Annotated in this window: 17 protein-coding genes; 12 read left to right on the top strand and 5 right to left on the bottom strand. The window is 72.5% G+C overall.

Annotated elements, in window-relative coordinates:
• Positions 1 to 23 precede the first annotated feature (23 nt).
• From WJX68_RS19685 to WJX68_RS19695, 3 genes are all read left to right on the top strand, one after another.
• Complete coding sequence (locus WJX68_RS19685; RefSeq protein ID WP_340293229.1) at positions 24 to 1,283, top strand: MFS transporter; 1,260 nt, start codon at positions 24 to 26, stop codon at positions 1,281 to 1,283.
• Positions 1,284 to 1,373: 90 nt separating this feature from the next.
• A complete protein-coding gene (locus WJX68_RS19690; protein ID WP_340293125.1) occupies positions 1,374 to 2,684 on the top strand; it encodes a citrate synthase in 1,311 nt (436 codons plus the stop codon).
• A gap of 194 nt (positions 2,685 to 2,878) precedes the next feature.
• Positions 2,879 to 4,270 carry a cryptochrome/photolyase family protein gene (locus WJX68_RS19695; RefSeq protein WP_340293127.1) on the top strand — a complete coding sequence of 464 codons (1,392 nt, stop codon included), beginning with the start codon at positions 2,879 to 2,881 and terminating at the stop codon, positions 4,268 to 4,270.
• Here the strand turns inward: WJX68_RS19695 and WJX68_RS19700 are convergent.
• On the bottom strand, positions 4,251 to 5,432 hold the full coding sequence (locus WJX68_RS19700; RefSeq protein ID WP_340293129.1) for an ABC transporter permease: 1,182 nt from the start codon (positions 5,430 to 5,432) through the stop codon (positions 4,251 to 4,253). The two genes, WJX68_RS19695 and WJX68_RS19700, sit on opposite strands and share 20 nt — an antisense overlap.
• The gene (locus WJX68_RS19705; RefSeq protein WP_340293131.1) at positions 5,429 to 6,343 is read right to left on the bottom strand and encodes an ABC transporter ATP-binding protein; all 915 of its coding nucleotides are present in this window, start codon (positions 6,341 to 6,343) and stop codon (positions 5,429 to 5,431) included. The genes WJX68_RS19700 and WJX68_RS19705 overlap by 4 nt, the downstream gene beginning before the upstream one ends.
• A gap of 177 nt (positions 6,344 to 6,520) precedes the next feature.
• Here WJX68_RS19705 and WJX68_RS19710 point away from each other — a divergent pair, with 177 nt between their 5' ends.
• Positions 6,521 to 7,894, top strand: coding sequence for an MFS transporter (locus tag WJX68_RS19710; protein WP_340293133.1), 1,374 nt, complete (start codon positions 6,521 to 6,523; stop codon positions 7,892 to 7,894).
• A 61-nt stretch (positions 7,895 to 7,955) separates the two neighbouring features.
• On the opposite strand, the gene WJX68_RS19715 is transcribed toward WJX68_RS19710, so the two are convergent.
• Genes WJX68_RS19715 through WJX68_RS19725 form a run of 3 tightly spaced genes read right to left on the bottom strand, consistent with a single transcriptional unit; the run spans position 7,956 to position 11,218 of the window.
• Entirely contained in the window at positions 7,956 to 9,053 is a 1,098-nt protein-coding gene (locus tag WJX68_RS19715) for a gamma-glutamylcyclotransferase family protein (protein ID WP_340293135.1), read from the bottom strand.
• Between the two features lie 43 nt (positions 9,054 to 9,096).
• On the bottom strand, positions 9,097 to 9,345 hold the full coding sequence (locus WJX68_RS19720; protein WP_340293137.1) for a hypothetical protein: 249 nt from the start codon (positions 9,343 to 9,345) through the stop codon (positions 9,097 to 9,099).
• Positions 9,346 to 9,355: 10 nt separating this feature from the next.
• Positions 9,356 to 11,218, bottom strand: coding sequence for a sigma-54-dependent Fis family transcriptional regulator (locus tag WJX68_RS19725; protein WP_340293139.1), 1,863 nt, complete (start codon positions 11,216 to 11,218; stop codon positions 9,356 to 9,358).
• A gap of 347 nt (positions 11,219 to 11,565) precedes the next feature.
• On the opposite strand from WJX68_RS19725, the gene WJX68_RS19730 reads away from it, so the two are divergent.
• The 8 genes from WJX68_RS19730 to WJX68_RS19765 all read left to right on the top strand — a co-directional run bounded on the left by WJX68_RS19730 (position 11,566) and on the right by WJX68_RS19765 (position 21,354).
• Positions 11,566 to 13,203: a ferritin family protein gene (locus WJX68_RS19730; protein WP_340293231.1), complete on the top strand. Its 1,638-nt coding sequence runs from the start codon at positions 11,566 to 11,568 to the stop codon at positions 13,201 to 13,203.
• A gap of 207 nt (positions 13,204 to 13,410) precedes the next feature.
• Positions 13,411 to 14,466 carry an FAD-binding oxidoreductase gene (locus tag WJX68_RS19735; protein ID WP_340293141.1) on the top strand — a complete coding sequence of 352 codons (1,056 nt, stop codon included), beginning with the start codon at positions 13,411 to 13,413 and terminating at the stop codon, positions 14,464 to 14,466.
• The gene (locus tag WJX68_RS19740) at positions 14,463 to 15,662 is read left to right on the top strand and encodes a ferritin family protein (RefSeq protein ID WP_340293143.1); all 1,200 of its coding nucleotides are present in this window, start codon (positions 14,463 to 14,465) and stop codon (positions 15,660 to 15,662) included. The genes WJX68_RS19735 and WJX68_RS19740 overlap by 4 nt, the downstream gene beginning before the upstream one ends.
• Entirely contained in the window at positions 15,659 to 16,021 is a 363-nt protein-coding gene (gene mimD / locus WJX68_RS19745; RefSeq protein ID WP_422785740.1) for a propane 2-monooxygenase effector subunit MimD, read from the top strand. Before WJX68_RS19740 ends, mimD begins: the two co-directional genes overlap by 4 nt.
• A 145-nt stretch (positions 16,022 to 16,166) precedes the next feature.
• A complete protein-coding gene (groL, locus tag WJX68_RS19750; RefSeq protein WP_340293145.1) occupies positions 16,167 to 17,855 on the top strand; it encodes a chaperonin GroEL in 1,689 nt (562 codons plus the stop codon).
• Positions 17,856 to 17,940: 85 nt separating this feature from the next.
• A complete protein-coding gene (locus tag WJX68_RS19755) occupies positions 17,941 to 19,092 on the top strand; it encodes an amidohydrolase family protein (protein WP_340293147.1) in 1,152 nt (383 codons plus the stop codon).
• Between the two features lie 65 nt (positions 19,093 to 19,157).
• Positions 19,158 to 20,174 carry an iron-siderophore ABC transporter substrate-binding protein gene (locus WJX68_RS19760; RefSeq protein ID WP_340293149.1) on the top strand — a complete coding sequence of 339 codons (1,017 nt, stop codon included), beginning with the start codon at positions 19,158 to 19,160 and terminating at the stop codon, positions 20,172 to 20,174.
• Positions 20,175 to 20,208: 34 nt separating this feature from the next.
• A complete protein-coding gene (locus WJX68_RS19765; RefSeq protein WP_340293151.1) occupies positions 20,209 to 21,354 on the top strand; it encodes an MFS transporter in 1,146 nt (381 codons plus the stop codon).
• Positions 21,355 to 21,366 lie beyond the last annotated feature (12 nt).

The following is a 21,366-nucleotide window of genomic DNA, read 5'->3' on the forward strand; positions in this document are numbered from 1 at the left end:
AGCGCCCCACCGCACGCACCCGGATGGCCGGTGTGCTGCGGTCCACCTTCGCCGACACCACCCCGCTGCGCACCCCCGCCTACCGGCGGCTGTGGGTCGCGGGGATCGTGACGGTCATCGGCGCCCAGCTCTCGGTCGTCGCCGTCCCGATCCAGATCTTCCAGCTGACCGGATCGTCCGCCTACGTCGGCCTGACCGGCCTGTTCGGGCTGGTCCCGCTGGTCGTGTTCGGGCTGTGGGGCGGCGCGATCGCCGACGCCGTCGACCGCCGGGTCATGCTGCTGTTCACCGGCTCGGGCATCGCGCTGAGCTCGCTGGCGCTGTGGGTGGTCTCGGCCAGCGGCGCGGGCGGCGTGTGGGTCGTGCTGGTGCTGTTCGCGTTCCAGTCGGCGATGCTCGCGATGAACCAGCCCACCCGCAGTGCGGTCATCCCGCGCCTGCTGCCCGCCGAGCAGCTGCCCGCGGCGAACGCGCTGAACATGACGGTCGTGCAGGTCGGCGCGGTCCTCGGGCCGCTGCTGGCCGGGGTGCTGATCCCGTTCATCGGGCTGTCCACGCTCTATCTCATCGACGCCGTCGCGCTGCTCGCGACGCTGTGGGCCACCTGGCGGCTGCCCCCGCTGCCCAGCACCGCGACGGCCGACGGCAGCCGCCCGCAGGTCGGGTTCCGCGCCGTCGTCGACGGCTTCCGCTACGTCGGCACCCAGCGCATCCTGCTCGTCTCGTTCCTGGTCGACGTCATCGCGATGGGGCTCGGCATGCCCCGCGTGCTGTTCCCGCAGATGGCGGTGGACACCTTCGGCGGCACGGCCGACGGCGGCATCCAGCAGGGCCTGCTGTTCGCGGCGATCCCGCTCGGGATGGTCGCGGGCGGGACCCTGTCGGGCTGGCTGCAGAAGGTGCGACGCCAGGGGGTCGCCGTCGTCGTCGCCGTGTGCGTGTGGGGCGGCGGGGTGCTGGTGTTCGGGCTGACCGGCTCGCTGTTCCTGGCCGTGCTCGCGCTCGCCGTCGCCGGTGCCGGGGACCTCGTGAGCTCGGTCTACCGGTCCTCGATGCTGCAGACCGTCGCGACCGACGAGATGCGCGGGCGGATGCAGGGGGTGTTCATCGTCGTCGTCGCGGGCGGCCCGCGGATCGCGGACATGTGGCACGGCTCCGCGGCGTCGCTGATCGGCCCGGGCGTCAGCGCGACGCTCGGCGGCCTCGCCGTGATCGTCGGCGTGCTGGTCTGCGTCTGGCGCTTCCCGGAGTTCCTCCGCTACCGCGCGCCCCGGGGGGCGTGAGAATCGTCGCCGCGTTCTGCGGATTCCGCGCCGCGGGCTAGCGTGTGCACAGAGACCCGACATATCCCAGCTGTGAGAGGGAACCTCCACATGTCCGACGAGACCGCCGCCAAGTCCGACACCGCCGTACTCCGGTACTCGGGCGGCGAGTTCGAGACCGCGGTGCACACCCCGACGGAGGGGTCGCAGGCCGTCGACGTCAGCAAGCTGCTCGGCAAGACCGGCCTGGTCACCTTCGACCCGGGCTTCACCAGCACCGCGGCCTGCTCCTCGGCGATCACCTACATCGACGGTGACGCCGGCATCCTCCGCTACCGCGGCTACCCGATCGACCAGCTGGCGGGGAACTCGACGTTCCTCGAGGTCAGCTACCTGCTCATCTACGGCGAGCTGCCGACCCAGCAGCAGCTGGACGGGTTCACCAACCGCATCAGCCGCCACACCCTGCTGCACGAGGACCTGAAGCGCTTCTTCGAGGGCTTCCCGCGCGACGCGCACCCGATGCCGGTGCTGTCCTCCGCGGTCAGCGCGCTGTCGACCTTCTACCAGGACTCCCTGGACCCGCACGACGAGGAGGCCGTCGAGCTCTCCACCGTGCGGCTCATGGCGAAGGTCTTCACGATCGCCGCCTACGCCTATAAGAAGTCGGTCGGCCAGCCGTTCCTGTACCCGGACAACTCGCTCGGCCTCGTCGAGAACTTCCTGCGGATGACCTTCGGCTTCCCGGCCGAGCCCTACGAGCTCGACCCGGACATGGTCCGCGCACTGGACACCCTGCTGATCCTGCACGCCGACCACGAGCAGAACTGCTCGACCTCGACCGTGCGGCTCGTCGGCTCCAGCCAGGCGAACCTGTTCGCGTCGATCTCGGCCGGCATCAACGCGCTGTTCGGCCCGCTGCACGGCGGCGCCAACCAGGCGGTGCTGGAGATGCTGACCCGGATCAAGGACGTCGAGGGCGGCAACGTCGACGACTTCGTCAACCGGGTCAAGAACAAGGAGCAGGGCGCGAAGCTGATGGGCTTCGGGCACCGGGTCTACAAGAACTACGACCCGCGCGCCAAGATCGTCAAGGAGCAGGCCGAGACGATCCTGAAGAAGCTCGGCGTCAACGACCCGCTGCTCGACATCGCGATGACGCTCGAGGAGAAGGCGCTGGCCGACGACTACTTCGTCGAGCGCAAGCTCTACCCGAACGTCGACTTCTACACCGGCGTCATCTACCGGGCGATGGGCTTCCCGGTGAAGATGTTCACCGTGCTGTTCGCGCTCGGCCGGCTCCCGGGCTGGATCGCGCACTGGCGCGAGATGATGAACGACCCGCAGAACAAGATCGGCCGCCCGCGCCAGCTGTACACCGGCTCCGCCGAGCGGCTCTACGTCCCGGTCGGCCGGCGCTGACCGCGTAGCCCGGATCCGGCACCGACGGCCCCGCCCACCCGGCGGGGCCGTCGGCGTCTGCGGGCACCGCACACCCCGGCGGCTGCTCCGAGGGGAACCCTCGGGGCTTAGAGCGCTACGAGGGTGCCCCTCGGAGCGCCCCGGTGGGGCGTCGCCGACGGGCGCGCGCCGGGGAGCGCCGATAGCGTCGGACCATGGCCGACTCGACCGCCGTCGTCTGGTTCCGACGTGACCTGCGGGTCGCCGACCAGCCCACCTTCCTCGCCGCGGCCGACGCCGCCGACCGCGCGCTCGCGCTGTTCGTGCTGGACCCGGCCCTGCTGGCGCCGTCCGGCGCCGCCCGGGCGAACTTCCTCTACGGCTGCCTGCGCGGGCTCGACGACGCGCTCGGCGGGAGGCTGCTCGTGGTGAAGGGCGACCCGGCCGACGTCGTCCCGCGGGTCGCGAAGGCCGTCTCCGCGCAGACCGTGCACGTCGCGGCCGACTTCGGCCCCTACGGCCGCGAACGCGACGAGCAGGTCGAGAAGGCCCTGTCCGACGACGGCGTGCAGCTCGTCCGCTCCGGCTCGCCCTACGCCGTCGCGCCCGGCCGGGTCGAGAAGGGCTCGGGCGGCCCGTTCAAGGTGTTCACCCCGTTCAGCCGGGCCTGGGCCGACCACGGCTGGCGCGCCCCGGCCGACACCGACGCGTCGACGTGCACCTGGATGGACCCCGCGGACAAGGACGGCGGGCCGCGCGCGGTGAAGGTCCCCGACGACGCGGCCGTCGAGGCCGAGCTGCCCGAGCCGGGGGAGTCCGCGGCCCTGGCCCGCTGGCGCGACTTCCTCGACGAGGCCGTCGGCGACTACGAGTCCGACCGCGACCTGCCGGCGAAGAAGGGCACCTCGGGGATGTCGCCGTACCTCAAGTACGGCTGCGTGCACCCGCGCACGCTGCTCGCCGACCTCGCGAAGCGCCAGGGCGACTCGGTGAAGGCGTACCGCACCGAGATCGCCTGGCGCGAGTTCTACGCCGACGTCCTGTACCGGCGTCCCGACTCCGCCCGGGAGAACTACGACAAGGGCTTCGACCACCTCCCGCTGCGCACGGGCAAGGCCGCCGACGCCGACTTCGAGCGCTGGTGCGAGGGCCGGACCGGCTTCCCGATCGTCGACGCCGGGATGCGCCAGCTGCGCGGCGAGGCGTGGATGCACAACCGGGTGCGGATGATCGTCGCGTCGTTCCTGGTCAAGGACCTGCACATCCCGTGGTGGCGCGGGGCGCGGCACTTCATGCAGCTGCTCGTCGACGGCGACCTGGCCTCCAACCAGCACGGCTGGCAGTGGACGGCCGGGTCGGGGACGGACGCGTCGCCGTACTTCCGGATCTTCAACCCGATCACCCAGGGGGAGCGCTTCGACCCCGACGGGGACTACGTGCGCCGCTGGGTGCCCGAGCTCGCCGGGGTGCAGGGCAAGGCCGTGCACCAGCCGTGGAAGCTGCGCGACGGCATCCCCGACGGCTACCCGGAGCCGATGGTCGACCACAAGGCCGAGCGTCAGGACGCGCTCGCGCGCTACGACGAGGTCAAGGCCGCCCGGTCCTGAGCGCGTCCCGCCAGCGGATCCGTGCGCCGGTGCGCAGCACCGAGTTCCGGTACACCCGCGCCGACAGCGCGACCATCCCGGCCAGCGCGAGCAGGGCCAGCGCGTAGGCCAGCACCGGCTCCCACCAGGCGGTGACGCCGAGCGCCGTCCGGGCGGGCATGAGCGTCTGCGACAGGTAGGGCACGAAGGACAGCACGGTGGTCACCGTGTTGCGCGGATCGGCCGGCAGCACGGCGACCGACAGCAGGAACGGCACCAGCAGCACGATCGCGATCGGCGCGGTGACCGACTGCAGCTCCTCCTGCCGCGACACGAGCGCACCCGCCGCGGCGTAGAGCGTCGCGAACAGGAAGAACCCGAGCAGGTACCAGGCCAGGGCCGACACCAGCGTCGGGAGCAGCAGCGCCGGGACGGCCAGTGCGCCGGTCCCGAGCGAGACGGCGGCGCCCACCCCGCCCAGGATCAGCAGCTGCAGCAGCCCGACCGCGCCCAGCCCGAGCACCTTCCCGGCGAGCAGCCGCCCGGCCGGCACGGTCGACAGCAGCAGCTCGACCACCCGCCCGGCCTTCTCCTCGACCACCCCCTGGGCGACCGCGGCGCCGTAGGCGGTGACGGAGAAGAACAGCAGGAACGTCACGACGAACGCGGTGCCGACCCGCTGGCCCAGCTCGGTGTCCACCGGTTCGAGCGTGCGCACCCCGACCCCGGACAGCGTGCTGACCTGCTCGGGGTCGGCGCCCGCGGCGAGCAGCGTGGTGCGCACCGCCTGCTGCTCGACGACGTCGGTCACCAGGGAGCGCAGGCCCGGTCCGACGTCGTCGAGGCCGACGAGCTGGTAGCTGCCGGGCCCGCCGGTCAGCATCGCGTCGGCCTCGCCGGTGCGCACCATCGACTCCGCGGTGTCGCGGTTGCCCGTCGCGGTGAGCCGCAGCGGCGTGCCGACCCGGTCCGCGCCGGCCTGCAGCTCGCCGCGCAGCTCGCGCGCCGGCCCCTCCAGCACCAGCGACGACGACGTGTCCTGCGAGCCGACGAACGCGAACACCGCGCCGTAGCCGCCGAACACCACCAGCATCAGCAGGATCCCGACGACGAAGGTCCGCGACCGCAGCTGGGTGGTGATCTCGCGCCGGGCGACCAGCCCGACGGTGGCGAGTGCGGTCACGACGCCCCCTCCGCGTCCGCGGGCCGGGCCCGGTCGGCGACGGCGTCGCGGTACAGCTCGGTCAGCGGCGGCCGGTACGGTCCGAACGCGTGCACCGGCCCGGCGGCCAGCGCGGCGGCGAGCAGCGCCTGGTCGTCGGTGCCGGGCGCGAGCTCCACCCGGGTGCGGTCGCCGTCGGTGCCGAGCACCCGCACGCCCGGCACGGCGTCGGCCCAGCCCGGCGGCGGGCCGGTCACGTCCCACCGGTCGGCGGCCCCGGCGCGCAGCTGCGCGACCGTGCCGACGGCGACCATCCGGCCGTCGGAGATGATCCCGACCCGGTCGCACAGGCGTTCCACCAGCTCGAGCTGGTGGGAGGAGAACACCACCGGCACCCCGGCGCCGGCGCGCTCGCGCAGTACCTCGGCCATCGTGTCGACGGCGGCCGGGTCGAGCCCGGAGAACGGCTCGTCGAGCACGAGCAGCTCGGGGTCGTGCACGAGCGCCGCGCACAGCTGCACCCGCTGCTGGTTGCCCAGCGAGAGCTTCTGCACCTCGTCGCCGCGCCGCCCGGCGAGCCCGGTGCGGGCGGTCCAGCCGGTGACCGCGGCCGTCGCCTCCGCGCGGGACAGCCCGTGCAGCCGGGCCAGGTAGACGAGCTGCTCGGCGACCCGCATCCGCGGGTAGAGGCCGCGCTCCTCGGGCAGGTAGCCGATCCGCCGCCGCCCGGCGGGCCCGAGCGGGGCACCACGCCAGGACACCGTCCCGGCGTCGGCGTCGAGGACGCCCAGCACGATGCGCATCGTCGTCGTCTTGCCCGCCCCGTTGCCGCCGACGAAGCCGAACACCTCGCCCGGGCCGACGGTGAAGCCGACCCCGTCGAGCGCGGTGGCGGTGCCGAATCGCTTGGTGAGGCCGTCGATCGCCAGCACCCCGGCGACGCTACACGGGACCCGTGTCGCGCACCGGTATCGATCGTCCCGTGTGGGTGGCAGGGGCACTTTTCGCTCTGTAAGCTCCCCCCACCGCAATGAAGCTGGATATGTCGATCGTGTAACGAAATGTGATTCCGGTGGCGGTCTTGCATTGCGCTGTGGGGGTGTTCGGAAATGACATCGGTTCCGGCAGATGCTGGTCAGCAGGGTGAGGAACGGGAGGTCGAGCCGTCCGTCCTGCGGAGGGCGGTCGCCGCGTCGGCGATCGGAAACGCGACAGAATGGTTCGACTACGGCATCTACGCCTATCTGACCGTCGAGCTGACGCAGGCGTTCTTCCCGGGTGAGCTCGGCTATCTGGGCACCCTGCTCGGCTTCGCGATCTCGTTCGTCCTGCGCCCGCTGGGCGGTTTCGTCTGGGGTCCGCTGGGTGACCGCATCGGCAGGCAGAAGGTCCTGTCGATGACGATCATCCTGATGGGCGTCGCGACGTTCCTGATCGGCGTCATCCCGTCCTACGAGACGATCGGCTGGGCCGCTCCGGCGCTGCTGTTCCTGCTCCGCATCGTGCAGGGCTTCTCCACCGGCGGCGAGTACGGCGGCGCCGCGACGTTCATGGCCGAGTACGCCCCCGACAAGAAGCGCGGCTTCTGGGGCAGCTTCCTGGAGTTCGGCACGCTGGCCGGCTTCACCCTCGCCGTGCTCGTGGTGTTCGGGCTGGAGACCGCGATCGGCGAGCAGGCCATGCTCGACTACGGCTGGCGCATCCCGTTCATGATCGCGCTGCCGCTGGCGATGATCGGTCTCTACATCCGGACCAAGCTCGAGGACACCCCGGTCTTCCGCGACCTGGAGGCCGCCGGCGAGTCCGAGAGCGCCGCGACCGGCGCGCTCAGGGACCTCCTCGCCCGGTACTGGCAGCCGATCCTGGCGCTGTTCGGGCTGGTCATCGCGCTGAACGTCATCAACTACACGCTGCTGACCTACATGCCGACCTACCTGCAGACGACGCTGTCGATGGACTCGGCGAGCGCGGACACCGTGGCGGTGGTCGGCCAGGTCGTGATGATGCTGCTCATCCCGTTCGCGGGTGCGCTGTCCGACCGGATCGGGCGCAAGCCCTGCTGGTGGATCTCGCTGGTCGGCATCTTCGTGCTGGCGATCCCGATGTACATGCTGATGGCCGTCAGCCTGCCACTGGCGATCCTCGGCTTCACCGTGCTCGGCCTGATCTACCTGCTGCAGCTCGGCACGATCTCCGCGACGTTCCCCGCGATGTTCCCGACCCACGTGCGGTTCGCCGGCATGGCGATCTCCTACAACGTCGCGACGGCGGCGTTCGGCGGCACCGCTCCACTGATCAACGAGTCGGCCATCGAGTCCACCGGGAACGTGCTGTTCCCGGCGTACTACATGATGGGCGCCTGTGTGATCGGCATGATCGCGCTGTACTTCGTCATCGAGACGAAGGGCGTGTCGATCAGCGGCCGCGAGGTCCCCGGGCTCGCCGAGCACCGGGCGAAGCAGGCCGCGAAGGCCGGCGCCTGACGACCGCCCGCGCGAGCAGGCCGGGCCCGTCCCCTCACCGGGGGGCGGGCCCGGTCCGCGTTCAGCGCCCGGCCCACCCCCGCGGCAGCGCCACGTGCCCGTCCCGCGCCGCCGTCCACACCCACGCCCAGCAGACCGTCCCGTCCTCGACGACGACCCGGACGCGCGCGTACTCCGGACCTTCGTAGACGTCGAGGGCGGCCGCTGCCGCCCCCGGGGCGGCCAGCTCCACCACCCAGCCCGGGACGCCGTCGCCGGTGTCGAGGGTGAGCGCCGGGTAGCCGTGCCCGGTGTCGGCGATCCCGCCGACCGGCAGCACCGCAGGCTGCGGCAGGACCCCCGACGCGTGCTCGCGCAGCAGGCCGAACGCCCGCTGCCCCGGCATCAGCGAGCCGTACACGAACACCCGCGACGGCCACTGGTCCGGTGCGGGGACGCCGTCGACGGTGGCGGCGTCGAGCCCGTCCGGACCCGGAGCGCCGACGAGCGCGGCGGCACCGGCCTGGTCCACGTCCGCGCAGGCGACCGGGGCACCGTCGACGAGCAGCGGGCGCCGGTCGGTGCGGGCGTCACCCGTCGGGGTCTCCGGGGCGACGTAGGCCCACGGCCGGTCGAGCACCCCGCCGCCGTCGAGCAGGGTGACGGTCCCGGTCGCGACCCGGGCGAGCCGGTAGCGGGGCGGGTCGGCGTCGCGCCCCTCGACGGCGTCGAGCGCGGCGAACTGCTCCGGCGCCACGAGCCAGACGGCGTGCTCCTCGACCGCCCCGCCGGCCGCGGCGAGGGTGGCGGGGCGCTGGTCGTCGACCACCCGGCGGCCCGCCGACCACACCGCCGCCAGCCCCGCGGTGCGCACCCGCAGCACGACGACCGGGCCGGTCAGCCCGCGCTCGGCGCGCATCCAGGTGATCTTCGAGGGGCAGGCGTTCGAGCCGTAGGCCAGCAGCGGGACGCGCCCGGCCAGGGGGACGGCGTCGTGCCGGGCGAGCCAGGTGTCCAGGCAGTCCGCGCCGGCGCGCAGGCCGGACGGCGTGGCCGGGTCCGCCGTGAGCGGGTGCGCGGCGCCGTCGAGGTGCACGAACGACGACGGCGGCCGGGCCCCGGGGTAGGGGGTCGCGGGGAACGCGGAGTCCGGCCACGGTGCGGGTGCGTCCGGTCCCATGCGCAGGGACCGTAGGTCACCGGGTGCGGGGTCGCTGCGCCGGTCAGCCCTCCCGGTGCCGCCGGCCCCGCTCCACGGCCCGGCGCAGCAGGGCCGCGGTGAGCGCCATCAGCCCGAGCACCGCCACCGCGGACAGGACCACCCGCAGCCAGCCCGGGGCGGCGGCCGGCAGCAGCAGCGGCACGGTGAACACCCCGACCAGCGAGCTGCTGAGCAGGATCAGCACCAGCAGCGGGGCCGGGGTGCCCTCGGGGAAGGCGAACGCGCGGACGAGCCGGCTGCGGGGACGCACGCCGGGCACGCTACCGGGCCACCCCCGCCCCCTCCGGCGTCGCGATGCCGTAGCCGCGGATCTTGCGGTAGATCGTCGCCCGGCTCATGCCGAGCCGCCGCGCGGCCTCGGCCTTGTTGCCGTCGGCGTCGAGCAGGGCGTCGACGATCGCGTCGCACTCGATGGACTCCAGCGGCGTCAGCACCCGGCGGGTCAGCGCCCGCGTCTCCGGCGGCAGGTCCTCGACCCGGATCACCCCGGCCCGGCGGCGGCTGACGACCTTGCGCAGCACCTGGTAGAGCTGCTCGACGTTGCCCGGCCAGCGGTGGCGCATCAGCACCCGCAGCGCCTCCGGCGAGCAGGTCAGGTCGGCGCCGCGGGTGAGCCGGGCGAGCAGGTAGGGCACCAGTTCGGTGACGTCCTCGACGTGGTGGCGCAGCGGCGGCACCTCGATCGTGCGCGGGAACGCCCGCAGCAGCTGCCCCAGCTCGGGGCCGTCGACGGCGCCGGACACGCTGCGGGTCGCGACCACCCAGGCCCGCTCGGGGTCGGTGGACTCGCGGTACGGCTCGAGGACGTCGCCCAGCGCCGCCGCCGCGGCGGGCGGGAGCCGGTCGACCTCGCGCAGCACCAGCGTCCCGCCGCCGCCGCTGAGCTCGTCGGTGACGTCGGTGAGCCAGCGCGGCCCGACGTCGGCGGCGTCGAGCACGCGGACGTGCCCGGCGGGGGAGTGCAGGTGGTGGGTGGCCCGGGCCAGCGTCGTGCGGCCGGAGCCGGGCTCGCCCTGCAGGACCACCCACTCGTTGGTGCGGAAGTGCCGGTCCACGGCCTGCGCGCACTTCGTCCACAGCGCGCCCGACCCGACGGCGGTGGGCAGGGCGGTCGTGATGGTGGGCGTCGAGCTGCCCCGCCCGACGGTCTCGCGGTGGGTCAGCGTCACCTGCAGGACGCCGCCCGCCGAGCCCGCCTCGTTCCAGCTGGGCCGGCACTGCACCCGGGCGGTCGCGCCGCTGGGCAGGTCCACGACGAGCTGGCGGTTGCGGCCCGCGCGCAGGGCGTCGGTCGCGCCGGCGAGCAGCGGCACCTGGTCGGCGGGGGCGATCAGCTCGCGCGCCCGGTCGTTCATCATCACCAGGTCGTCGCCGACGGCGAGCACCGCGGTGTTGCCCGCCCGTGCGACGGCGGCCAGGTAGTCGTGGAGCAGGGTCAGCTCGTGGCGCCCGGACGCGGCGAGCAGCGCCTCCTCGATCCGCCGCGCGGTCGTCGCGGCGGTGGCGACCATCAGCGCGTTCGCCTCGCGCCGCCAGCACGTCAGGTCGACGACGCCGAGGATCTTGCCGGTGACCGGGTGCCGGATGGGTGCGCCGGCGCAGGCCAGGTCCTCCAGGTGCTCGACGAAGTGCTCGTGGCCGAACACCTCGGTCGGGCGCCTGCCCTCCAGGGCGGTGCCGATCCCGTTGGTGCCGACGTGCTGCTCGGCGTAGGAGAAGCCCGGCGCGAGCCAGACCCGGTCCAGGTGCTGGCCCAGCGCGGAGTCGCCGGTGCGCCGGTCGAGGACGACGCCGTCGCCGTCGCACAGGATCAGGCTGACCGGCTCGGTGGCGAACTGGTCGCACAGCTCGGACACGATCGGCGCGGCCGCACGGACCAGCGGGCTGTCGGTCTCGCGGTCGACCTCGGGCAGGTCGATGGAGTCGGGGGCCACGTCGTTGTCCCGGGACCGGATCCAGGACGCCAGGATCGGCGCCCGGACCGCGTCCTCCCGCACCTGTTCGTGGTGCAGGAACGCCTCGCGGGCCATCGCGACGCGTTCGGCGGTGGCCGTGGAGTGGACGGGGGTGGGCGACCGGTCGGCCCCGGTGGCGCCCTGCACGCCGTCGGGCAGGGGTGTCACGCGCGGCCTCCTCGCCTGTGTCGAGCTCGAGACGGACCTCGACGCCCCGTGCTGCGGCAGCGGTGGACTGCGGCGGGAACACCGTGGTCACGGCGACGGTACGCGCCGTGAGAGCAAGATCACCACAGGTGGCGGGCGGGCAGCGTCTCATATTGAGACCTCGGATGCCTGTCGAAGCATGTGTGATTCGCAGCACGGAAGGACCGGCACCGTGGCCGCGGGATCCACCCACGTCACGCGGGCCGCCGGCTCTCCCGCGTTCGACCTCGACATCGGGCAACCCGCGCTCGCCCGCTGATTCCGACCACAACCCACCACCGTGAGGAGACGACGTGAGTCGGCAGAGTTTGGCGAAGGCTCACCAGAAGATCCAGGAGCTGTCCTGGGAGCCGCAGTACCACGAGCCGTACATGAAGTACGGAACCGACTACACCTTCAAGAAGGCGGCGAAGAAGGACCCGCTCAAGCAGGTCCTGCGCTCGTACTTCCCGATGGAGGAGGAGAAGGACCACCGCGTCTACGGCGCCCAGGACGGTGCCATCCGCGGCAACATGTTCCGCCAGGTGCAGGAGCGCTGGCTGGAGTGGCAGAAGCTCTTCCTGTCGATCATCCCGTTGCCGGAGATCTCGGCGGCGCGCTCGATGCCGATGCTGTTCCACGTGGTCCCGAACCCGGAGCTGCACAACGGCCAGGCGATCCAGATGATCGACGAGGTTCGGCACAGCACGATCCAGCAGAACCTCAAGCGCCTGTACATGAACAACTACATCGACCCGGCGGGCTTCAACAACTCGCTGCGGAACTTCCACTCGGACTACTGCGGCACCATCGGCCGACAGTTCGCGGAGGGGTTCATCACCGGTGACGCCATCACCGCCGCGTCGATCTACCTGACCATCGTCGCGGAGACCGCGTTCACGAACACCCTGTTCGTGGCGATGCCGGCGGAGGCCGCCGCGAACGGCGACTACCTGTTGCCGACGGTCTTCCACTCGGTGCAGTCCGACGAGTCGCGGCACATCTCCAACGGCTACGCCACGCTGCTGATGGCGCTGTCGGACGAGGACAACCGCCAGCTGCTCGAGCGCGACCTGCGCTACGCGTGGTGGAACAACCACCGCGTCGTCGACGCCGCGATCGGCACGTTCATCGAGTACGGCACGAAGGACCGCCGCAAGGACCGCGAGTCCTACGCCGAGATGTGGCGCCGCTGGATCTACGACGACTACTACCGCAGCTACCTGCTGCCGCTGGAGAAGTACGGTCTGGTCATCCCGCACGACCTGGTCGAGGAGTCCTGGAACCAGATCTGGAACAAGGGCTACGTCCACGAGGTCGCGCAGTTCTTCGCCACCGGCTGGTGCGCCAACTACTGGCGGATCGACGGCATGACCGACACCGACTTCGAGTGGTTCGAGCACAAGTACCCGGGCTGGTACGACCGGTACGGCAAGTGGTGGGAGAACTACAACCGCCTCGCCAAGCCGAACGGGCACCACGCGATCGTCGCCGAGGACGTCGACTACGTGTACCCGCACCGCTGCTGGACCTGCATGGTCCCGTGCCTGGTGCGCGAGGACATGGTCGTCGACAAGGTGGACGGCCAGTGGCGCACGTACTGCCACGAGGTCTGCCGCTGGACCGACGCCGAGGCGTTCCGGCCCGTGTACCAGGGTCGCGAGACCCCGAACATGGGCAAGCTCGTCGGCCACCGCGAGTGGGAGACGCTGTACCACGGCTGGAACTGGGCCGACGTCATCCAGGACATGGGCTTCGTCCGTGACGACGGCAAGACGCTGACCGCTCAGCCGCACCTCGATCTCGACCCGAAGAAGATGTGGACGCTGGACCACATGCGGCGGATGCCGCACCTGGCCAGCCCCAACGTCATCCTCAACGAGATGAGCGACGCCGATCGCGAGGCGTTCGTGGCGGACTACAACCGCCAGGGGCCGGGAGGCCGGCCCGCGCCCACCGACGCCTGAGCGCGGGTCAGGCGAGGGGAGGGGGTTCCCGTCACGCCATGACGGGGCCCTCTTCCCGCGGCCCGGCCGGGGGGTCGTCTTCCCCGGCCGGGTCACCCCGGGCCGCCGCCTCCTGGGCGGGGCCCGGGGACACGCCTGCCCGTCACTGTCCGATTGGTCTTTTTTCTCACTCCAGTCTCCCGAACACGAGAGAGGTGGTCCGCGGTCGTGGGCGACAAACACGTCGTGCGCTTCGAGCCCGTCGGCATCGAGATCGAGGTCGACGAGGACCAGAACATCCTCCGCGCCGCCGCCGAGCAGGGCGTCCAGCTCATGCACGGCTGCAAGGAGGGTCAGTGCTCGGCCTGCAAGTCCTTCGTCCTGGAGGGCGAGGACATCGAGTACGACAGCTACTCGACCTTCGCGCTGCCGGACTACGAGAAGGAGGAGGGCCAGACCCTCCTCTGCCGGGCGCACGCCTACGAGGACCTGGTGATCGAGCTCCTCAACTACGACGAGGAGATCATCCGCTCCGGCCTGCCCCTCACCAAGGGCGTGGTCGAGGTGGTGTCGGTCGAGGCCGTCACCCACGACATGCGGCACCTCACCGTCAAGCTGGTCGAGCCGTCGGAGATCAAGTTCTTCCCCGGGCAGTACATGGACCTGGTCTGCCCGGGCACCGAGGAGAGCCGCTCGTTCTCCATGGCCAACACGCCCAACCGGGACGGGCTCTACGAGTTCGTCATCAAGGTCTACCCGGGCGGGCTGTTCGGCACCTGGCTCGACGAGAAGGCCGCCCCCGGTGACCGGCTCGAGGTCGAGGCGCCCTTCGGCACCTTCACCCTCCGCCAGAACCGCAGCTCGCCGATCGTCTTCGTCGGCGGCGGCGCCGGCATGGCGCCGGTGCTCGGCCTGCTGCGGGCGATGGCCGAGGGCGGCGTCGAACGGCGGGCCACCTTCTACTACGGCGCCCGCACCGCGGCCGATCTCTGCTTCGAGAAGGAGATCGCCGAGCTGGCGCCCCAGCTGAACGGCTTCCGGTACGTCCCCGCCCTGTCCGACGGCGACGGCGGCGCGGAGTGGGCCGGGGAGACGGGCCTGATCACCGAGGTGGTCCGGCGCAACGAAACCGATCTGAAGGGAGTCGATGCCTACGTCTGCGGTCCCCCGCCGATGGTCGACGCGGCGATCGCGACGCTGACCCAGCTGGGTGTGAGTGAGACCAACATCTTCTACGACAAGTTCACCACGACCGGTGAACAAGAAGGCGAGGACGGACAGTGACCACCACGGAGAACAGCACGTCCGGTTCGCAGCGCAGCGTTCCCAGGCCCGTCTTCACCGACGCCGAGGCCGGGGCTCGGGAGTTCCCGGACTCCAGTTCGAACGCGCGCCGCTACAACTACTACACCCCCGCCAAGCGCAAGCAGACCCTCTACGAGGACACCACCGTCGAGGTCCAGCCGGACCCGCGGCACTACCTGTCCCAGGGCTGGATCTACGGCTTCGCCAACGGTGAGGGCGGCTACCCGCTGCACTGGACCAAGCTCAAGGCCTGGGGTGTGGACGAGCCCGAGCCGCAGCGCGGCGTGGGCACCGGCGGCCTGCCCGTCAAGAACTGGCCGGCCCACGGCTGGCACGAGTTCCGCGACCCCAACGAGGAGTGGGAGCAGAGCCTCTACCGGTACAACGCCAACGTCGTCCGGCAGCTCACCCAGAACATCGACAACGCCCGCACCGCCAAGGCGTTCGAGCTCTGGAACCCCAACTGGATCCGCTTCGTCGAGCGCAACGTCGGCGCCTGGATGCACATCGAGCACATCCTCGGGCTGTACGTCTTCGCCTCCAACGAGCGGTCCGCGCCGACGAACATGCACAACACGGCGCTGGCGGCCAACTCCACCCGCAAGATCCGGTTCGCCCAGGACCTCGCGCTCTACAACCTGACGCTGTCGGAGGAGATCGACGGCTTCGACGGCACCGCCCACCTCGACGCGTGGGACAACGCGCCGGAGTGGCAGGGCGCGCGCAGGCTCACCGAGGCCCTCACCGCGGTCCAGGACGACTGGGGCGAGGCCATCTTCGCGACGAACTGCGTGTTCGAGCCGCTGGTCGGGGAGCTGTTCCGGTCGAACCTGGTGATGCAGTCCGCCGCCCAGAACGGCGACTACGTGACCCCGACGGTCATGGGTGCGGGCGAGTACGACTACGCCCAGCGCGACCTGCGCTGGACGATCGCGTGCTTCGCCCCGCTGAACCAGGACCGGGAGTTCGCCGAGCACAACCGGTCGCTGATGAGCGGCTGGCTGCGGACCTACGTGCCGCAGGCGCTCGAGGCCGCCCGCCAGATGCAGCCGATGTGGTCGCAGTCGGACTCCAAGCCGCCGACCTTCGAGGACTCCCTCGACCGCGCCAAGAACCGCTTCGCCGGGATCTGCAGCGATCTCGGTCTCGACGTCCCCGAGGAGCTGAAGCAGTGACCAGCACGGACAGCCCTTTCAAGCAGGACAGCACCGCGTCGAACATGTGCGGCTTCACGCTGATGAACAACCAGATCGGCGCGGTGATCGCGACCGTCCTGGACCGTCAGGACAACGTGACCGTGCAGCACCTGCCGTCGATGATCCGCGTCGACGGCCGGGGCAGGTTCGAGGTCGACTACGCCCAGATGGACGAGGAGGCCGGCCGTGAGGACGGCTGGTTCGACGCGGCGGAGTTCGAGGAGAACATGTCCACCCACTACGGGCGCATGGTCCACCTCGACGACAAGACGATCATGTTCGCCAACCCCGAGGACGCCGCGGAGTACATCGACTTCGACCTGAAGCCGGTGACCTGACCCGCTCCTCACACGGATCGCACCGCCCGGGACGACGACCCGCCGCGCCCGGGGCACCACCCCCGGCCGGCGGCCCGGGCGGTGCGGCCCACCCGTTGATCCACACCCGCGCAACCTGGACCGACTACCTCCGGGAGGACCCACCATGGCCAAGGAACTCCGCTTCGGCGCCGAGGGCCGCCACCTGCTGCAGGCCGGCGTCGACCAGCTCGCCGAAGCCGTCAAGAGCACACTCGGACCCAAGGGCCGCAACGTCATCCTGGAGAAGATCACGGGGTCGCCCGAGGTCACGAACGACGGCGTGACGATCGCCCGCGAGATCCACCTGCGCGACCCCTTCGAGAACATGGGCGCGCAGCTGGTCAAGGAAGCGGCGGTCAAGACCAACGACACCGTCGGCGACGGCACCACCACCGCCACCGTGATCGCGCAGGCCATCGTCCGCGAGGGCATGGGCGCCATCGAGCGCGGCGGCAACCCGGTGCTGGTGAAGCGGGGCATCGACCTCGCGGTGCACGCGCTGGTCGAGCGGCTGCAGACGGTGTCGCACCCGGTCAGCTCCGAGGAGGACTACGCCCGGGTCGCGTCCATCTCGGCCAACGACGACTACGCCATCGGCAGCGTGGTGGCCAAGGCCCTGCACACCGTCGGCGACGACGGCGTGGTCACCGTCGACGACGCGCCGGTCCCGGGGGTCTCGGTCGCCTTCGTCGAGGACTTCGAGTTCGACAACGGCTACGTCTCGCCCTACATGGTGACCAACCCGGGCACGCTCGAGGCGATCGTCGACGACCCCTACATCCTGTTCTCCGCGGAGAAGATCAAGGACGTCCAGCAGGTCATGCCGGTGCTGGACCGGATCATGCGCAACGAGCGCCGCCCGCTGGTCATCGTGGCCGAGACCGTCGAGGGCACCGCCCTGCAGATGCTGGTCCACAACCACGTCAACGGGCACTTCCAGGCCGTCGCGATCAAGGCGCCGGGGTTCGGCGAGAAGCGCATCCACCTGCTCGAGGACATGGCCGCGCTCTGCGGCGGCAAGGTGCACTCGAAGAGCTCGTCGTTCTCGCTCGACCAGATCGACATCGAGCACCTGGGCCGCGCCTCGCAGGTGCAGGTGACCAGCGAGAGCACCACGATCATCGGTGGGCACGGCGACAAGCAGAAGCTGGAGTACCGGCTCTCCCAGCTGCGTGCCGAGCTGGCCCGGGCCACCATCGGCACCGACGAGGACTTCTTCTCCGACCGCATCGCCCGGCTGTCGGGCAAGGCCGCGATCATCTCCGTGGGCGCCCCGACCAACGCCGAGGCCCGCGAGATCCGCCACCGCGTGGACGACTCGCTGCAGGCGACCCGGGCCGCGGTCGCGGAGGGCATCGTCGCGGGTGGCGGTGCGGCGCTGCTGCACGCCGAGCCCGCCCTGGACGCCCTCGACGTGTCCGGGGACTACCGGATCGGGGTCGAGATCGTGCGGCACGCGCTGACCGAGCCGGTGCACCTGATCGCCTCCAACGCCGGCTACGACGGCGACGACGTCGTCAAGCAGGTCACGACGATGGGGGTCGACGACGGGTTCGACGCCCTGGAGGGCCGCTTCGGGGACATGGTCGGGATGGGCATCATCGACCCGCTGCGGGTCGTCCGCTCCGCCCTGCAGAACGGCGCGTCGGTCGCCGGGCTGATCCTCACCACCAACTCGCTGGTGGCCGAGGAGGTCACGCCCTGGAACAAGTCGCTGATGACCGAGTTCGGCCAGCTCGACGAGGGCATCCCGCAGCCCAGCCCGGACTCCAGCACCCCCCAGTCGCTGGGGCTGGGCCCGTCGGTCGGCTAGGTACGCACTCGTCCGATCACGTGGATCATGTCGGAGCGGCCCGGCACGCGCTGCGCGTGCCGGGCCGCTCCGCGACAGTGGAGAGGTGGTCGTGGTGGACCGGTGCTGCAGCGACGTGGCGGGGCGTGCGGGGCTCCCGCCCGTCGTCGACGCCCAGGTGCACGGCTGGGACGGCCGCCCGCACAACCAGGCGGGCCCGGCCGGTGAACAGTTCGTCGCCGACCTGCTGCACCGCCACCGGATGGTCGACCCGTCGCCGCGGCCGCTGTCGGCGGACGCGTTCGAGCTGGTCACCCCGGAGGCGCTGGCCGCGCACGTCCTGTCGGCGGTCGACCGGGCCGTGCTCGTCCCGGCGGTGTTCTCCGACCTGTTCGTGCTCGGGTTCGCCGCCACCGCGTGGCACGCCGAGCTGGCCGCCGAGCACCCCGAGCGGCTCGTGCTGGCCGGGGAGCTGGACCCCGCCGACCGCATCCGCGCCCGCGGCATCGGTGCCCGGGTCTCCCGCGACGGGCTGCGCGCGCTGACCGTGCTGCCGGCCCGGCGTCCGGAGACGGCGCTGTCGCTGCGCGCGCCGTGGCTGCGCCGCACGCTCATCCGGGCCGAGCAGGCCGGGGCCGGGGTCGTGCACGTCGGTGTCGCGCCGACCGCGCGGCCGTCGCGGGCGGCGCCGGAGTGGGCGCACGCCGGCGTCGCGGAGGTGGCCGGGCCGCGTCCGCGCTGGCCGGAGTGGGCCGAGCCGGTGCGGGCCGGGTCCGCGCTGCCGGTCCGGGTCCCCAGCGCCGGGCCCCTGCCCGCCGGTGCCCTGGACGTCGACGAGGTCGCAGCGCTCGCCGCCGCGCTGCCGAAGGTCCGGTTCGTGCTCGGGGCGGCCTGCGCCCCGACCGCGTCCCTGACCCGGCTGGCCCGGCTGCCGAACGTCTCGGTCCTGCTGACCGACCTGCTCATCGCCCTGCGCCGCCACCGCGTGCCCGCCGCGCAGGCGCTCGGCGAGCTGCTGGCCGCCTTCGGGCCGGACCGGCTGATGTTCGGCAGCGGCTACCCGCTGGTCCGCCCGGCCCGGCTCATCCGCGACCTGATGACCTTCCGCTATCCCGAGGAGCTGCGCGGACGCTTCCCCGAGCTCGACGACGACGTGCGCGCCGCCCTGCTCGGCGGCACCGCCGCGCGCCTGTACGGGCTCGACGTGGTCCGCCGGGCCGCCGCCCCGCGCCGTCTCGGTGTGCTCAGCCCCACCTGAACGTAGTAGAGGCTCACCTAAGCTCCATGTCCTAGCATTCCGCCGGACGAGCGGAAGGAACGGACATGGAACTCACGCGGCGGCAGATGCTGCTCGGATCGCTGGCCGCGGCCGGCGGCGCGGTACTGGCCGGATGCGGCGCGGGCGGCGGGAGCGCGGCCGGCGGCGGGGCCGGGACCACGGCGGCGGCCGGGTTCCCGGTGACGATCGAGGGCAAGCTCGGCACGGCCACGGTCCCGCAGGCGCCCCGGCGCGTGGCCTCGGTCGGCTACACCGACCACGACGCGATCCTCGCGCTCGGCGTCGCCCCGGTCGCCGCCCGCTACTGGTACGGCGCGGAGAACACCGTCGTCCAGCCGTGGGCGAGCGCGGCGGCCCGGGCGCTGGACGCGGCCCCGGCCGTGCTGACCATGTCCTCGATCGAGCCGGAGAAGATCGCCGCCCAGCGCCCCGACCTTGTGGTCGGCGTCTACTCCGACCTCGACGCGCAGAACTACCCGGTCGTCAGCGCCATCGCGCCGACCGTCGGCCCGGCGAAGGGCTTCCACGACTACGGCGCCCCCTGGCAGGAGCAGACCCGGCTGGTCGGCCGCGCCCTCGGCCGCACCGACGAGGCGGACCGGCTCGTCGGGGAGCTGGAGGCCCGCTTCGCCGCGGTCCGCGACGCCAACCCGCAGTGGGCGGGCAAGCAGGTCGCCGTCGCCACCCGCGGTGCCGACTCGCTGAGCGTGTTCGCCTCCCAGGACCCGCGCTCGCGCTTCTTCACCTCGCTCGGGTTCGTCGTCCCGCCGCGCTACGACGAGCTGGCCGGGCAGAGCTTCTACGCCGAGCTGTCCTTCGAGCAGTACGCCGAGCTCGACCACGACCTCGTCGTGTGGGACCAGCTGTCGTTCACCCCCGGCGGCCGCGCCACGGTCGAGCGCGACCCGCTGCTGTCGCGCCTGCCCGCGATGCGCGAGGGACGGGCCGTGTTCCTGGAGGGCGGGACCGAGCTCGCGTTCGCCTGGCAGACGGTCCTGAGCCTGCCCGCGGTGCTCGACGCCGTCGTCCCCGCACTGGAGCGGGCGATCCCCCGGGCCTGAGCGGCGCCGGCCCGGGCGTCTGACACGGTGGGGTGTGCCCCGTTCGCTGTCGTCGCTGCCGTTCCGCCTGCTCCTCGCCTCGACGGCGCTGGCCTTCGGCGGGTACGCGCTGCTGCTGCCGGTCGTGCCGCTGTGGGTCGCGCGCGGCGGCTCCGGCGAGTTCGGCGCCGGGCTGACGACGGGCGTGCTGATGGCGGTCACCGTCGGCACCCAGCTGCTGGTGCCGGCGCTGCTGCGCCGGGTCGGGCACCGGCCGGTGCTCGTCGCGGGCTCGCTGCTGCTCGGCCTGCCGACGCCGCTGCTCGCACTGACCGCCGACCTCGGGCCGGTGCTCGGGATCTCGGCACTGCGCGGGATCGGGTTCGGGATGGCGACCGTCGCGGGCAGTGCACTGGTCGCCGAGCTGGTCGAGCCGTCCGCGCACGGGCGCGCCTCGGCCCGCTACGGCTACGCCGTCGGCCTGCCGCAGCTGCTGTTCCTGCCCGCCGGCGTCGCGGTCGTCGACGCACTCGGGTTCACCGGAGTGTTCCTGCTCGCCGGGGTCACCCCGGTCGCGGGGGCGCTGGTCGTCGCCTTCGTGCGCGGCCCGCGCCGGGCGGTCCCGCCGCCCGGCGCCGGCGGTGCCGGGCACCCCCGCGAGCGCCGTCGCCGGCTGCCCGCCGCACCGGTGCTAGCGATGCTCGGCTGCTCCACCGCCCAGGGCGGGGTCATCACGTTCGCGCCGCTCGCGGTGCCCGGCGCGACCGTCGCGGTGCCGGCGGCGCTGTTCGCGACCGCGCTCGGCGCGCTGCTCGGGCGCGGGGTCGCCGGGACCCTCACCGACCGCACCGGACGCCCGGGCACCCTGCTGCCGGTCGGCACGCTCTGCGCCGCCGTCGGGCTGCTCGGGGTGCTCGCGGCCCCGTGGGCGTCCGGGCTGCTCGTGGCCGGGGCGCTCGTGGTCGGCGCGGGTTTCGGGCTGGTCCAGAACGACGCGATGGTCGCCCTGTTCGCCGCCGCCGGACCGCTGCACTACGGCGCGGCGAGCGCCGCCTGGAACATCGCCTACGACGCCGGCACGGGTCTCGGCGCGACCGGGCTCGGCGCGATCGCCGAGCCCTTCGGCTTCGCCGCCGCCTTCGGCGCGACGGCGGCGGTGCTGCTCCTGCTCACCCCCGCCGTCCGCCGTCGCTCCGCGTGAGCCCCCGCCGGG

The organism is Pseudonocardia spirodelae, assembly GCF_037727765.1.
In the GTDB taxonomy this organism is placed as follows: Bacteria; Actinomycetota; Actinomycetes; order Mycobacteriales; family Pseudonocardiaceae; genus Pseudonocardia; species Pseudonocardia spirodelae.

Bases quoted from the DNA above. Each gene is read 5' to 3' on its own strand.
- WJX68_RS19710 (WP_340293133.1), top strand. From the start codon at position 6,521: ATGACATCGGTTCCGGCAGATGCTGGTCAGCAGGGTGAGGAACGGGAG.
- WJX68_RS19695 (WP_340293127.1), top strand. From the start codon at position 2,879: ATGGCCGACTCGACCGCCGTCGTCTGGTTCCGACGTGACCTGCGGGTC.
- WJX68_RS19715 (WP_340293135.1), bottom strand. From the start codon at position 9,053: ATGGGACCGGACGCACCCGCACCGTGGCCGGACTCCGCGTTCCCCGCG.
- WJX68_RS19685 (WP_340293229.1), top strand. From the start codon at position 24: ATGGCCGGTGTGCTGCGGTCCACCTTCGCCGACACCACCCCGCTGCGC.
- WJX68_RS19760 (WP_340293149.1), top strand. From the start codon at position 19,158: ATGGAACTCACGCGGCGGCAGATGCTGCTCGGATCGCTGGCCGCGGCC.
- WJX68_RS19690 (WP_340293125.1), top strand. From the start codon at position 1,374: ATGTCCGACGAGACCGCCGCCAAGTCCGACACCGCCGTACTCCGGTAC.
- groL (WP_340293145.1), top strand. From the start codon at position 16,167: ATGGCCAAGGAACTCCGCTTCGGCGCCGAGGGCCGCCACCTGCTGCAG.